Below are 12,905 nucleotides of genomic sequence, written 5' to 3' on the forward strand. Positions count from 1 at the left end.
GGTCACAGCTTGAGCATCCGGGCCGCCTCGGAGTTGCGGATGTTCTCCATCATCTCCGCGGCTTCCTTGGCCTGATAGGCCGCCTTGTCCCACAGCTCGAAGCGGTGGCCCACGCCGAGCAGCAGCACGTCGCGGGTGATGCCCGCGAGCTCACGCAGCTCGGGCGAGATCAGCACACGGCCGGTGCCGTCGAGTTCCACGTCGGAGGCGCTGCCCAGGTAGAAGCGCTTGAGCCATTGCTCGGAGGACGGCAGCGCCGCCAGGCTGGCGCGCGCCTCTTCCCACACCGGGCGAGGGTACAGGTTCAGGCCACCGTCGGGATTGCGGGTCACGGTGATCTGGCCACCGGCCTCCGTGCGCAGGGCGTCCAGATACCGGGCAGGCATCGACAGCCGCCCCTTGGCATCCAGATTCAGCGATGACGTGCCCTGAAACACGAACCCATAACTCCCGAAAAAGCGGCCGGCGAACTGCCGAGTAGGACGGGGCCTAACCCACGTTTTCCCACTTTCCTGCACTTTTTTGCACTGTAGCAGGAAACACCTGCCGCCAATCGACTGTTACGAGGTATTTTTTGTAATGGAATCAAGGACTTAGAGCACAACTTTCCTGCGGCTTCGGCCCTCATTTCTCTTTGCTGATGAAGCACTTAGCTATCACAGTGGAAGTTCCGCGTTAGCTGGTGTAGGCCCAGGCCTGCATCAAAAGGCAACGGCCCGGGGCGTTGCCACCCCGGGCCGTCGAACTGTCAAGAGTCTTTCGCGCGCTCAGAGAATGAAACGCGACAGGTCCTCGTCTTTGCTGAGCATGTCCAGCCGCGCATCCACATAGGCGGCATCGATGCTCACCGTCTGGCCCGAGAGCTTGGCCGCGTCGAAGCTCACCTCGTCCAGCAGCCGCTCCATCACGGTCGACAGGCGCCGCGCGCCGATGTTCTCGGTGCGCTCGTTCACTTCGAAGGCGATGGTCGCCAGCCGGGTGATGCCGTCCGGCGTAAAGGCCAGCGTGACGCCTTCGGTGGCCAGCAGCGCCTCGTACTGCTTGACCAGCGAGGCACGGGTCTGCGTAAGGATGCTTTCGAAATCCGCCACCGACAGCGACTGCAGCTCGACGCGGATCGGCAGACGGCCCTGCAGCTCCGGGATCAGATCGCTGGGCTTGGCCAGGTGGAAGGCGCCGCTGGCGATGAACAGGATATGGTCGGTGCGCACCACGCCGTACTTGGTGGTGACGGCGGTGCCTTCCACCAGCGGCAGCAGGTCGCGCTGCACGCCCTGGCGGGAGACGTCGGCACCCTGCGCCTCGCTGCGGGTGGCCACCTTGTCGATCTCGTCGATGAAGACGATGCCGTTCTGCTCGGCGTTGACCAGCGCCTGGGCACGGATCTCCTCCTCGTTCAGCAGCTTGCCGGCCTCTTCCTCGGTCAGCAGGCGCAGCGCCTCGGCGATCTTGAGCTTGCGCGTCTTGCGACGGCCCTGGCCCAGCTGACTGAACATGCCGCGCAGCTGCTCCGCCATCTCCTCCATGCCGGCGGGGCCCATGATCTCCATCGCGGGCCGCGCCTCGGCCACCTCGATCTCGATCTCCTTGTCGTCCAGCTCCTTCTCGCGCAGCTTCTTGCGGAAGGCCTGGCGAGTAGCGTTTCCGCTGTCACTCGCCACCGCGCGGCCTTCGGCATCGCGGGCGGCGGGCAGCAGGGCGTCGAGGATGCGCTCCTCGGCCGCGTCCTCGGCGCGCACCCGCACCTTGGCCACCTCGGCCTCGCGCGTGCGCTTGACCGAGACCTCGGCCAGGTCGCGGATGATCGAATCCACGTCCTTGCCCACGTAGCCCACCTCGGTGAACTTGGTGGCCTCGACCTTGATGAAGGGCGCGTCCGCCAGCCGGGCCAGCCGGCGGGCGATCTCGGTCTTGCCCACGCCGGTGGGGCCGATCATGAGGATGTTCTTGGGCGTGATCTCGGGCCGCAGCTTCTCGTCGACCTGCTGGCGACGCCAGCGGTTGCGCAGCGCGATCGCCACGGCCCGCTTGGCCTCCTTCTGGCCGACGATGTGGTTGTCCAGCTCGGACACGATTTCCTGGGGGGTCATGGCGGACATCGGGTTCCTATCCATTCAATGAAGCACGCGCCGCACACGGCACGGAAGAAGATGCGCCTTGGCGCGGTCAGACGGCCGCGGAGCAGGCCACGCCAGCGGCCGCCGCGGAACTGGCTTCGCCAGCCCGCCGGCGGCGCCCCCTCGCAGGGGGTTGGCGGAGCGCGAAGCGCGCAGCCTGGGGGTGGTCAAAGTTTTTCTATCGTGTGGTGCATGTTGGTGTAGATGCACAGCTGGCCGGCGATCTCCAGCGACTTGCGCACCACCTCTTCGGCGGACAGATCCGTGTTCTCGACCAGTGCCTTGGCTGCCGAGTGGGCATAGGCACCGCCGGAGCCGATGGCCACGATGCCCTGCTCGGGCTCCAGCACGTCGCCGTTGCCGGTGATGATGAGCGAGGTGGTGCGGTCGGCCACCGCCAGCATCGCCTCCAGGCGCCGCAGCACGCGGTCGGTGCGCCAGTCCTTGGTCAGCTCGATGGCGGCGCGGGAGAGCTGGCCCTGGTGCTTCTCCAGCTTGGCCTCGAAACGCTCGAAGAGTGTGAAAGCATCGGCCGTGGCGCCCGCGAACCCGGCGAGCACCTTGCCCTGGTAGAGCCGCCGCACCTTGCGCGCCGACCCTTTGAACACGATGTTGCCCAGCGTCACCTGGCCGTCGCCGCCGATGGCGACCTGCTCGCCCTGCGGCGTGCTGCGGCGCACGCTGACGATGGTGGTTCCATGAAATTGTTCCATCGCAGCCACCTGGGGGCGTTCCGGGGCTGCACAAGGGCAGCGCGGGATTTTTTCTGCCGGCGCAGCCCTGGCCGCCGCGTCCAGGCCCAGACCGTCAGCCCGCGCGGGGCACGACCACGGCGCAGCGATCCACCCCGGTGAGCCGCAGGAACTCGGCCAGCACCCCATGCACCGCCAGCAGCCGCAGGCCCGGCCGGGCACCCAGCCGGGCACGCAGGGCCTCGGCGGCCGCCAGATCCATGCGTACCAGCGCGGCGCAGTCGATCTCGGGGCCAGCACCGGCCCGGTCGAGCGCCTCCTCGATCCTGGACCAGGGCAGGCTGTCGGCCCCCGCGAGCTCGCCGGCCAGGAAGGCGCCCCGCGCCGCCGCCGGATCCAGCGCGGCACGGGTGCTGGACAGTCCCGCGTCGCCCATCTCCGCCACGGTGCCGCGCGGCGCCTGCCACGAGGGCGGCGTGATCTCGTAGGTGATGCAGTAGTTGAGGGCCACCAGCTCGAAGTCGTCCAGGCGATTGAGCAGGCGAAGGACGGCCAGGTGCAGGCTCCACCAGCCCGCGTCGACGCCGCGCTCACCCAGCGGGGTGGCGGCGGCCAGCACCGCCAGCAGCTCATCGGTGCCCAGGAAACCCATCTGCACCGGCGAGAGCGCCCAGTGCGTGACCAGTGTCGTGAGCGGCTGCACGGCATCTGCCTCGATCTGGCCGAGGCCGCGCCAGTCCAGGCGCCAGACGCTGCCCTTCGCCCGCGACAGGGCCTGCGTGAGCGCCAGCAGGGCCGGGCGGTCCAACCGGGCGGGCGCCTGCCAGTCGGTCTCCGTGCGTGCATCCAGGCGTTGCGCCACCTCGCCCGTGCGCGCATCCCGCGCCAGCGTCCGCAGCGACACCCAGGCCGGTGCCGGCAGGCCGAAGCGCTCCGCATAGGGGGCGGCCGCCTCGGCAAAGCGCTCCGCGTCGCCCGTGGCGCGGTAGAAGTCGAGCAGGGCGCGCCAGGTCTGGAGTTGGTCGGCAAAGGCGCTGCCGGGCACCAGGGCCTGCCGCAGCGCGCTTTCGGCGCCGGGGTCATCGCCCTGGGCGAAGCGGACGGCCGCTTCTTCGAGGGGCGTGTCGAAGGCCAGGCGCGGCGCCGCGGTGTACGCCGGCCGGTGCGTGGAGAAGGAAGGCAGCAGCACTTCGGGCGCCGCCGGCGCCATGGCCTCACGCGGCGGCTGCAGGTCGGTCGGCACGACCGGCGCGGTATCGGCATAGGCGCGCGCGTGGTGCTCGGCCAAAGAGGCATCCACCGCAGGGGTGCCGGCCGGCGCCATGTCTGCGCCATCGGGGACGGTGGCGGCGGATTCGGAGGTCCACCACTGCTGGGACATCTGCGCCTCGATCTCGTCGATCTTGCGCAGCGTGAGCGCACGCCGGTCGGTCATGCGGTCGCTGGAGGGCAGCGACGAGGAGATGTTGCCGGGATCTTCGGTGCCGCCGCGTTGACGCAGCTTGCGCAGCATGTCGAACTCGCGCCGGCGCACGAAGTCGTTGCGCTGCCGACGCTCCATGAGCTCCTTGAGCGCCTCCCGGCTGTAGCCGAAATCGGAGGCACCCGCGCCGGGCGTGCCTTCGAGCTCGGACCAGTCCTTGAGCGGGTTGCGCACGAACTTGGCGACCTTGGAGAACAGGCCTCCCGCGTCGTCCTTGGACATGCCCCGTGCTGCGAGAAAGTGGGTGAAGGCTGGCGTTGCGGGCTGCGCAGGCCGGACCCGGCCCGGCCGCCGTGCGAACTCAGTCGCCGAACATCTTCTGCTTGAGCTCGCGGCGCTGCTGCGCCTCGAGCGAGAGCGTGGCCGTCGGGCGGGCCAGCAGGCGGCCGACGCCGATGGGCTCGCCGGTCTCGTCGCAGTAGCCGTAGTCGCCAGCGTCGATGCGGGCGATGGACTGCTCGATCTTCTTGAGCAGCTTGCGCTCGCGGTCGCGGGTGCGCAGCTCCAGGGCGTGCTCTTCCTCGATGGTGGCGCGGTCGGCCGGATCGGGCACGACCACGGTGTCCTCGCGCAGGTGCTCGGTCGTCTCGCCGGCGTTGTCGAGGATGCCCTGCTTGAGCTGCTGCAGCTTGAGCTTGAAGAAGGCCAACTGCGTGTCGTTCATGTACTCGCTGTCGGGCATCGCGATGACTTCGGCATCGGTCAGCTCCTCGACCGGCTTGGTCTTCCAGTTGTTCGCGAGCTTGGGGTCCTTCTTGACGGACAGGAGGGGCGGGGGAACGAGGGCCGTGGACATGGTCGTTGAGAAACTGGCCTTGGGTGCGGTGGAGGCCACCGCCTGAGGCATGGACGGAACGGTCAATTGCGACAACCGGGCCGAAGGACGCGCCCGCGGAGGCAGCGCATCGGGGGACGGCACTGCATCGACGGCGACCGGCGTCTTGGCATCGAGGCCGGCGCTGGCCGGGGCGGTTTTCTTCACGTGGCGGGCTCCTTCACTGGCTGCGGTCTTCCCTGCCTGACGGGCAGCGCCGAGGGTGGCGGACCGCAACAGGCGCGCGATTGTATAGAGAAAGCACCCTGCAAAAAGGTGACGGCGATCGGCCTAGCGCGAACGTCCTACACCAGGCATTGATCCAGGCCCTGCTCCAGGATGTCGCGGGGCAGATCGATGCCGATGAACACCATCCGACTCTCGCGCGTCTCGCCCTCGCCCCATTCGGGGCCGAGGTCGCTGCCCATGAGCTGGTGCACGCCCTGGAAGATCACCTTGCGTTGGGTGCCATTCATGTCGAGCACGCCCTTGTAGCGCAGCATGCGCGGGCCGTAGATGTTGACGATGGCGCCCAGGAAGTCCTCCAGCCGCGCCGGGTCGAAGGGCCGCGTGGCGCGGTAGACGAAGCTCTTGACGTCGTCGTCCACATGGTGGTGGTGGCCGTGGCCATGGTCGTGCTGGTGCGAGGGATGGTCGCAGTGCTCGCCATGTTCGTGGTCATGGTCGTGATGATCATGCGCGTGATCGTGGTCGTCCGCCTTCAGGAAGTCAGGGTCGATGTCGAGCTTGGCGTTGAGGTTGAAGCCGCGCAGATCGAGCACCTTGGCGATGGCCACCTCGCCGAAATGCGCCTTTTCGATGGGCGCGCGCGGGTTCATGTGCTTGAGGCGGTGGATCAGCGCGTCGGTGTCCTCGGCGCTCACCAGGTCGGTCTTGGACAGGAAGATCTGGTCGGCGAAGCCCACCTGACGGCGCGCCTCCTGGCGGTCGTTGAGCTGCTGCGCGGCGTGCTTGGCATCGACCAGGGTGACGATGGAGTCGAGCAGGTAGCTCTCGGCGATCTCGTCGTCCATGAAGAAGGTCTGGGCCACGGGGCCGGGGTCGGCCAGGCCGGTGGTCTCGATGATCACGCGGTCGAAATCGAGCAGGCCCTTGCGGCGCTTGGCGGCCAGCAGCTGCAGCGCCTCCCGCAGGTCCTCGCGGATGGTGCAGCAGACGCAGCCGTTGCTCATCTGCACGATCTGCTCCTTGGACTCGGTGACCAGGATGTCGGAGTCGATGTTCTCCTCGCCGAACTCGTTCTCGATGACGGCGATCTTGTGGCCGTGCGACTCGGTGAGCACGCGCTTGAGCAGGGTGGTCTTGCCGGAGCCGAGGAAGCCGGTGAGGATGGTGGCGGGAATGAGGGCCATGGAAACGCTCCGGGAGTGTCGGGACGACGGTGGAAACGGGGAAGGGGCGAAAGTTTAGGCCGGCCGCAAAAACTCGGCCGGTCGCCGCTCTTTGCGGGTGCGGCTACTTGCGCACCACCACCAGGCCCTTGAGGTACTCGCCCTCCGGGAACTCGATGGTCATGGGATGGTCGGGCGCCGCGCCCAGGCGTTCGGCGATGTAGCCGTCCACCCCCGCGTCGATGCCGGCCGAGGCCACGATCTTGTGGAACAGGTCGGCGCCGATGCCGCCGGAGCACGAGAAGGTCAGCAGCACGCCGCCCGGCGGCAGCAGCTTGAGGGCCAGCCGGTTGATGTCCTTGTAGGCGCGGGCGGCGCGATCGGCATGCGCGACGGTGGGTGCGAACTTGGGCGGGTCGAGCACGATGGCGTCGAACTGCCGGCCCTCGTCGATGAAGCGGCGCAGGGTCTGGTTGACGTCGGCATCGAGGAACTGGGCCTTGGCCGCCTCGAAGCCGTTCAGCGCCAGGTGCGCCCGCGCCCGGTCCAGCGCCGGCTGCGAGGAGTCGACCGACACCAGCTCGGCGCCCTCCAGCGCGCCGGCCGCCGCCAGCCCATGCGCCGCAGCGACGGTGAAGCCGCCCGTGTAGCAATAGCAGTTGAGCACGCGGGCGAAGCGGCGGTGCCGCGCCAGCTCCGAGAAGCGGCGGCGGCTGTCGCGCTGGTCGAGGTAGAAGCCGGTCTTGTGGCCGGTGGCCACGTCCAGGCTCAGGCGCCAGCCGTGCTCCTGGATGGTGATCTCGGTCGGGCCCTCGCCGCGCAGCCAGCCGGTGACGGGCGGCAGGCCCTCGCGTTCACGGCCGCTGGCGTCCGAGCGTTCATACAGCTTCGTCAGGCCGGTGGCGGTCAGCAGCGCGTCGGCCAGCACCGCCTTCCAGCGTTCGACGCCGGCCGACAGGAACTGCGCCACCAGCGTGTCGCCATAGCGGTCCACGATCAGCCCGGGCAGGCCGTCGGCCTCGCCATGCACCAGGCGCTGGCCGTCGCTGGCGATGTCGAACAGCCCGCGCGCCTGAACGGCCGCTCGACAGCGTGCGGCGAAGAATGCGGCGTCGATACGCTGGCCCTCGTCGAAGCTCCAGGCGCGGGCGCGGATCTTGGAGGCCGGGCTGCAGGCCGCCCAGGCCAGGAAGCGGCCCTCGTGCGATTCGATGCGCACCGTCTCGCCCGCATCGCCGCCGCCCTTGGCGATGGCGGCGTCGAAGATCCAGGTATGGCGGCGCTGGAGCGAGCGCTCCTTGCCGGGCTTGAGGCGGAGTGTTTTCATGAGCCGCCTATTGTCGCGGCGGCCCCTTGCCCACCCTTGGCACCGGCAAAGGCAACGCCTTCAACGCACCCAGATCAGATCGCCGAGATAGCGGCCGGGCAACAGCGTGAATGCGCCGGTCACCAGGCAAGCCCCAACGTAGGTCCCGACCATCGTGCCCTGGTGGGCCGCGATCTGCCCACGCAGCAAAAAGCGAAAGGCCAGAAACATGGCGGCCCAACTGACGGGAACCAGCAGATGAATCCATGTATAGCCAGCAACGTTGGGCATTGCATGGTCTCGGATGAACAGAGCGGAAAGTCCCGTCATGATCATCAGCGTGACCCATGCGTAGCCGAAGGCGCGATGAATGCGCGGCTGGGGCCGTCGCCTCCAACGCGCAAAGATGGCCACCGGCCCCAGGAAAAACGCGCCCGCTGCGCAGGCGAGATGCACGGCAATCACCGGCGTCATCTTCATGTCGAGGCCCTCCCAGGCACGATTCTTCGAACTCAATCCTCGCTGTCGCCCCGCGCATGCGCCCGGGGGTGGGCAGCATCATAGATTTTTGCCAAGTGCTGGAAATCCAGCCGCGTGTAGATCTGGGTGGTGGAAATGCTCGCGTGACCCAGCAGCTCCTGCACGGCGCGCAGATCGCCACTGGATTGCAGCAGGTGACTGGCGAAGGAATGGCGCAGCATGTGCGGATGCACCGGCGCGGCCACGCCGGCCTGGATGCCGCGGGCGCGCAGCATCTGCCAGACGGCCTGCGGGCCGAAGCGGCCACCGCGCAGGCCGACAAAGAGCGCGGGCGAGTCGACCGGCCGCAGCCCGCGCTGCGCCAGCCAGGCGTCCACGGCCTGCACGGCCGGGCCGCCCATCGGCACGCTGCGCCGCTTGCCGCCCTTGCCGAGCACATGCACCTCGGCCGAGGGCAGGTCGAGCCAGCCGCGCGCTTCGGCGGAAGGATCGCGGTCCAGGCCGGTGAGCTCGCTCACGCGCAGGCCGCAGCCGTAGAGCAGTTCGACGATGGCGCGGTCGCGCGCCTCGGTCCAGGCATCGGCCTCGGGCTGCTGGTGCTCGGCCAGGCGCACAGCATCGTCCACGCCCAGCGCCTTCGGCAGCGGCCGCGGCGCCTTGGGCGCATGCACGTCCTGCACCGGGTTGCCCGGCACCAGGCCCTCGCGGCCCAGCCAGCGGTAGAAGCTGCGCCAGCACGACAGCACCAGCGCGATGCCGCGCGGCGCCCGTCCGGCGCCATGCAGCTGGGCCATCCAGCGGCGGATGTGGGCGGTGGCCACTCGCTGAAGCGGCAGGCCGGCATCGGCCGCGCGCTGCAGCAGCTCGGCCAGGTGCAGCGCATACAGCTCGACCGTGCGCTCGGCCAGCCGGCGCTCCACCCGCACATGGGCGAGGTAGCGATCGACCAGGGCACGGTCGGCGTCCGCAGCGGACGAAGGATCAGTAGTCACCACGGAGGGCATTGTTGACGACCGCCGCCACCTCGCGCAGCGATGCGCGCGCGGCGCGGTCCCAGCGCCGGCAGGGCGCGAGGGCGGCGGCGTACTGCACGTCGAAGGCGGACTCGAAGCCGCTGCCGCGCGCCAGTTGGCGGGTACGCCAGAGGTGCGAGGGCTCGGTGACGACGATCACGCGCCGCACGCCCGCCGCTTCGAGCAGGGGCCGCGACAGCCGCAGGTTTTCGCGTGTCGACTGCGAGGCGGACTCGCGCAGCACCGGGCCGGTGTAGCCCGCCGCGCGGGCCAGGCCCTCCATCGCCTCGGCCTCGATGCGGCCGTCTTCATGGTCCACGCCGCCGCTCATCACCAGCAGCTTCACGCGCCCCGCTTGCGCGAGCGCCACCGCGGCATCGACACGCGACGCGAGGCAGGGGTTGGGCGCGCCGTCGAGGAAGGCCCGGTTGCCCAGCACCAGCGCGGCATCGGCGTCCTGCGCGGGCGGGTTCGCCAGCACGTGCGCGCCGTGGCGCGTCACCATGACGTGGATCGCCCCGCCCGACACCAGGCCCAGGACGGCAAGGACGAGCCCCACCCGACGCCAGCCTCCACCGCGCGCCGGATACCTCAAGCGCGCAGGCGCGACAGCGCGGCCGACGCCAACTGGGCGATGCGCTCCAGGAAGTCGGTGCCCATTTCCGCGTTGTAGCGCTGCGGATCGGGCGAGGCCAGCACCAGCAGGCCGAAGGCGGGCGCGTCGGCCGCGGTGCGCAGCGGGATCAGCGCCAGCGACTGGGCCTGCTGCGGCTCGTTGAGCCAGGCCGTGGCCTCGAAGCCGGCGTTCAGGCCGATGTAGGGCGTGGTCAGCGAGGTGGCCAGGGCCTTCACGTCGTCGCTCACGCCCTGGGTGTAGCCCTCTGCGGCGTAGGCCGGGTCGAGGTCCCAGAGCTTGATGGCCGTCTGCGGCACCATGAACTGCTGGTGCAGGCCCTTGATGATTTCCCAGGGCAGGCCGCGCAGGTCGCGCCAGGTGAGCAGCGAGAGCGTCCAGCGCTGCAGCCGGTCGGCCGTGACCACGTTCTCGGTGCCGTGGCGCACCATGTCCATGATGCGGTGCTCCAGCGCCTTGATCTTCTCGCGCAGCATTTCGGCCTGGCGTTCCTGCAGGCTCACGGCGCGCTGGCCGTGCGGGCTGGTCAGCTGCACCTCGGCCAGCAGCTGGGCGTGGCGCTCGAAGAAGTCGGGCGTGTTGGCCAGGTAGTTGGCGATGTCGTCTTCGGTGATGGGGTTCATGGCGGCAGGCGGTCGGTGGATGCGGGCCGTCGGCGCCGCACCAAAAAAAGAAGAGAAAAGCGTCAGAGTTCGTCGGGCACGTCGATCTCGCCCGCGAAGACGGTGACGGCCGGACCGGTCATCAGCACCGGGTCGGCCTCGCCACCCGCCCATTCGATGGTGAGGATGCCGCCGCGGGTCTCGACGTCGACGCGGCGGTCCAGCCGCCCGAGGCGGATGCCGGCCACCACCGCCGCGCAGGCGCCGGTGCCGCAGGCCAGCGTCTCGCCGGCGCCGCGCTCGAACACGCGCAGGCGCACGTGCGTGCGGTCCACCACCTGCAGGAAGCCAGCGTTGACCCGCTGCGGAAAGCGCGGATGGTGCTCGATGCGCGGGCCCTGCTCGGCCACCGGCGCGGTCTCGACGTCGTCGACCAATTGCACGGCATGCGGGTTGCCCATGGAAAGCACGGCCACTGGCACGATGGGCCCGTCCGCCTCGGTGGAGAGCGCCAGGTGCCAGGTGTGCCAGGTGCCGTCGGGTTGCGGATCGAGGCCCGCGGTGTCGAAGGGCACGCGGGCCGGCTCGAAGACCGGCGGGCCCATGTCGACGGTGACGCGGCCGTCGGCCGTCATGCGTGGGGCGATCACGCCCGACAGCGTCTGCACCCGCACCACGTCCTTGTCGGTCAGGCCACGCTCGCGCACGAAGCGCATGAAGCAGCGCGCACCGTTGCCGCATTGCTCGACTTCGCCGCCATCGGCGTTGTGGATCACGTACTGGAAGTCCACGCCCGCGGCGGGCGAGGGCCGCACGCTCAGGATCTGGTCGGCGCCGACGCCGAAATGGCGGTCGGCCAGGAATCGGTACTGGCCGGGCGTCAGGCCGAGGGGGCCGGCGGTCTCGTCGAGCACGACGAAGTCGTTGCCCGCGCCCTGCATCTTGGTGAAGCGGATTCGCATCGGCGGATTATCGGCGGCGGCCCGAGGCGGACGCGGCCCCCGCAGCGCGCAGGGACATCGACAGCGACGCCAGCGAGCGGCCTCAGCCTTCGGGAAGTCCGGCCAGCACTTCGCCCCCACGCGCGACGATCTGCCCACCCGCCACCACCAGCCGGCGCCGCGGCTGGGCCACGACCGCCTCGGCCGCCGTCTCGGCCTCGACGAGCACCAGGTCGGCCCGGCAGCCAGGTGCCAACCCGTAGGCCGCGAAGCCGCAGGCCCGCGCGCCGGCCGCGGTGACGCAATCCAGCGCCTCATCGATCTCGTCGTCGCGGCGCAGGTTGTAGCGCAGCCCGATCTGCATGGCGCGCGCCAGCATGTCGGGGCGGCCATAGGGCGTCCAGGTGTCGCGAATGCCATCGTTGCCGCCCGCCACAGTCACGCCCGCGGCGCGGGCCGCCAACAGCGGCGGCACGGACCGCGAGGGCGGCGCGCTGGTGATGAGGGCCACGTCCAGCTCGGCCAGCCGCGCCAGCAGGGCATGCACTTCGGCCGCGGGCAGATCGCCCAGGCAGAACGCATGGCTCACCGCGACGCGGCCCTGCATGCCGAGGGCAGCGATGCGCTCCAGGATCAGCCCTAGCGAGAAGGCGCCCATGGCGCCGGGCTCGTGCAGGTGGATGTCCAGCGGCTTGCCATGGCGGTCGGCCAGGCCGAAGAGCACATCGAGGGAACGCACCGGGTCGCCGTCTATGGCGCAGGGATCCAGCCCGCCCAGCACGTCGACCCCCTCGGCCATCGCCGCATCCAGCAGGTCGGCCGTACCGGGTCGCCCGAGCAGACCGGACTGCGGGAAGGCCACGGTCTGGATCTGCAGCCAGGGCGCGAGCGCCGCGGCGGTGCGCTGCACGCCGGCCAGGTGGCGCAGGCCGGCCTGGGTATCGATGTCCACGTGGCTGCGCAGCCGCGTGGTGCCGGTCGCCAGGAAGGCGCGCGCCAGCCGCATCGACTGTGTGGCGGCGTCGTGGCCGCTGGCGGCGCGGAATTCGCGCTCGTTGTCGATGCGGTCGATCAGCCGGTGGCCCACCGCGTTGCGGTACCAGGGCAGGCCCCACAGCGTCTTGTCGAGGTGGGTGTGCGACTCCACCAGGCCCGGCAGCAGCAGGGCGCCGCCGCCCTCCTCTTCCGGCGTGCCGGCGGGTGGGGCGAGTTCAGGGCCGATCGCAGCGATCCGTCCCGCCTGCACCAGCACATCGACCGCAGCGCCCCCCATCGGCCGCACGCGGCGCAACAACCAGGGCGCGTCCGTGGCGCGGGTCAGATCCATCCGGCTCTCCTCGGCGCCCGTCGGCCGGGGCCGGCGGCAGCCGGGCATGCCGCCCGGCTTCGGGGCAAAGCGGCCATCATGCCATCGCGCCGACAAGGCCGCGACGACGGGCATGCGCGCATCGACCGCGCTGCTGATAATGCG

At 70.0% G+C, this 12,905-nt stretch carries 13 protein-coding genes; all 13 read right to left on the reverse strand.

Going from position 1 to position 12,905, the window contains the following annotated elements; all coding sequences use genetic code 11:
• Positions 1-2: 2 nt before the first annotated feature.
• The 13 genes from mraZ to KBC94_RS18995 all read right to left on the reverse strand — a co-directional run bounded on the left by mraZ (position 3) and on the right by KBC94_RS18995 (position 12,761).
• Entirely contained in the window at positions 3-437 is a 435-nt protein-coding gene (gene mraZ / locus KBC94_RS18935; RefSeq protein ID WP_076510862.1) for a division/cell wall cluster transcriptional repressor MraZ, read from the reverse strand.
• A gap of 330 nt (positions 438-767) precedes the next feature.
• The gene (hslU, locus tag KBC94_RS18940) at positions 768-2,099 is read right to left on the reverse strand and encodes an ATP-dependent protease ATPase subunit HslU (RefSeq protein WP_294373478.1); all 1,332 of its coding nucleotides are present in this window, start codon (positions 2,097-2,099) and stop codon (positions 768-770) included.
• Between the two features lie 185 nt (positions 2,100-2,284).
• On the reverse strand, positions 2,285-2,830 hold the full coding sequence (hslV, locus tag KBC94_RS18945; protein WP_294373481.1) for an ATP-dependent protease subunit HslV: 546 nt from the start codon (positions 2,828-2,830) through the stop codon (positions 2,285-2,287).
• Positions 2,831-2,924: 94 nt separating this feature from the next.
• Complete coding sequence (locus KBC94_RS18950) at positions 2,925-4,514, reverse strand: hypothetical protein (protein ID WP_294373483.1); 1,590 nt, start codon at positions 4,512-4,514, stop codon at positions 2,925-2,927.
• Between the two features lie 79 nt (positions 4,515-4,593).
• Positions 4,594-5,211 (reverse strand): RNA polymerase-binding protein DksA, encoded by a 618-nt coding sequence (dksA, locus tag KBC94_RS18955; protein ID WP_043117155.1) that lies wholly within the window; start codon positions 5,209-5,211, stop codon positions 4,594-4,596.
• A 200-nt stretch (positions 5,212-5,411) separates the two neighbouring features.
• Positions 5,412-6,479 (reverse strand): GTP-binding protein, encoded by a 1,068-nt coding sequence (locus tag KBC94_RS18960; RefSeq protein ID WP_294373487.1) that lies wholly within the window; start codon positions 6,477-6,479, stop codon positions 5,412-5,414.
• A 103-nt stretch (positions 6,480-6,582) separates the two neighbouring features.
• Positions 6,583-7,785 (reverse strand): class I SAM-dependent methyltransferase, encoded by a 1,203-nt coding sequence (locus tag KBC94_RS18965; RefSeq protein ID WP_294373491.1) that lies wholly within the window; start codon positions 7,783-7,785, stop codon positions 6,583-6,585.
• Between the two features lie 60 nt (positions 7,786-7,845).
• A complete protein-coding gene (locus KBC94_RS18970) occupies positions 7,846-8,244 on the reverse strand; it encodes a DUF2306 domain-containing protein (RefSeq protein ID WP_294373494.1) in 399 nt (132 codons plus the stop codon).
• A gap of 32 nt (positions 8,245-8,276) precedes the next feature.
• Positions 8,277-9,236 carry a tyrosine recombinase XerC gene (locus KBC94_RS18975; RefSeq protein ID WP_294373497.1) on the reverse strand — a complete coding sequence of 320 codons (960 nt, stop codon included), beginning with the start codon at positions 9,234-9,236 and terminating at the stop codon, positions 8,277-8,279.
• Positions 9,226-9,816: a YdcF family protein gene (locus tag KBC94_RS18980; RefSeq protein ID WP_294373499.1), complete on the reverse strand. Its 591-nt coding sequence runs from the start codon at positions 9,814-9,816 to the stop codon at positions 9,226-9,228. Before KBC94_RS18980 ends, KBC94_RS18975 begins: the two co-directional genes overlap by 11 nt.
• A 32-nt stretch (positions 9,817-9,848) precedes the next feature.
• Positions 9,849-10,514, reverse strand: a complete 666-nt coding sequence (locus KBC94_RS18985; protein WP_114801339.1) for a DUF484 family protein — start codon at positions 10,512-10,514, stop codon at positions 9,849-9,851.
• A 62-nt stretch (positions 10,515-10,576) separates the two neighbouring features.
• Positions 10,577-11,455, reverse strand: coding sequence for a diaminopimelate epimerase (gene dapF, locus KBC94_RS18990; RefSeq protein ID WP_294373503.1), 879 nt, complete (start codon positions 11,453-11,455; stop codon positions 10,577-10,579).
• Between the two features lie 82 nt (positions 11,456-11,537).
• Positions 11,538-12,761: an amidohydrolase family protein gene (locus KBC94_RS18995; RefSeq protein WP_294373505.1), complete on the reverse strand. Its 1,224-nt coding sequence runs from the start codon at positions 12,759-12,761 to the stop codon at positions 11,538-11,540.
• Between the last annotated feature and the right edge of the window lie 144 nt (positions 12,762-12,905).

Source organism: Pseudacidovorax sp. (assembly GCF_017991995.1).
In the GTDB taxonomy this organism is placed as follows: Bacteria; Pseudomonadota; Gammaproteobacteria; order Burkholderiales; family Burkholderiaceae_C; genus Xenophilus.

Coding starts and splice junctions, on each gene's coding strand:
- hslU (WP_294373478.1), bottom strand. CDS start 2,099: ATGTCCGCCATGACCCCCCAGGAAATCGTGTCCGAGCTGGACAACCAC.
- hslV (WP_294373481.1), bottom strand. CDS start 2,830: ATGGAACAATTTCATGGAACCACCATCGTCAGCGTGCGCCGCAGCACG.
- KBC94_RS18950 (WP_294373483.1), bottom strand. CDS start 4,514: ATGTCCAAGGACGACGCGGGAGGCCTGTTCTCCAAGGTCGCCAAGTTC.
- KBC94_RS18960 (WP_294373487.1), bottom strand. CDS start 6,479: ATGGCCCTCATTCCCGCCACCATCCTCACCGGCTTCCTCGGCTCCGGC.
- KBC94_RS18965 (WP_294373491.1), bottom strand. CDS start 7,785: ATGAAAACACTCCGCCTCAAGCCCGGCAAGGAGCGCTCGCTCCAGCGC.
- KBC94_RS18970 (WP_294373494.1), bottom strand. CDS start 8,244: ATGAAGATGACGCCGGTGATTGCCGTGCATCTCGCCTGCGCAGCGGGC.
- KBC94_RS18985 (WP_114801339.1), bottom strand. CDS start 10,514: ATGAACCCCATCACCGAAGACGACATCGCCAACTACCTGGCCAACACG.
- dapF (WP_294373503.1), bottom strand. CDS start 11,455: ATGCGAATCCGCTTCACCAAGATGCAGGGCGCGGGCAACGACTTCGTC.
- KBC94_RS18995 (WP_294373505.1), bottom strand. CDS start 12,761: ATGGATCTGACCCGCGCCACGGACGCGCCCTGGTTGTTGCGCCGCGTG.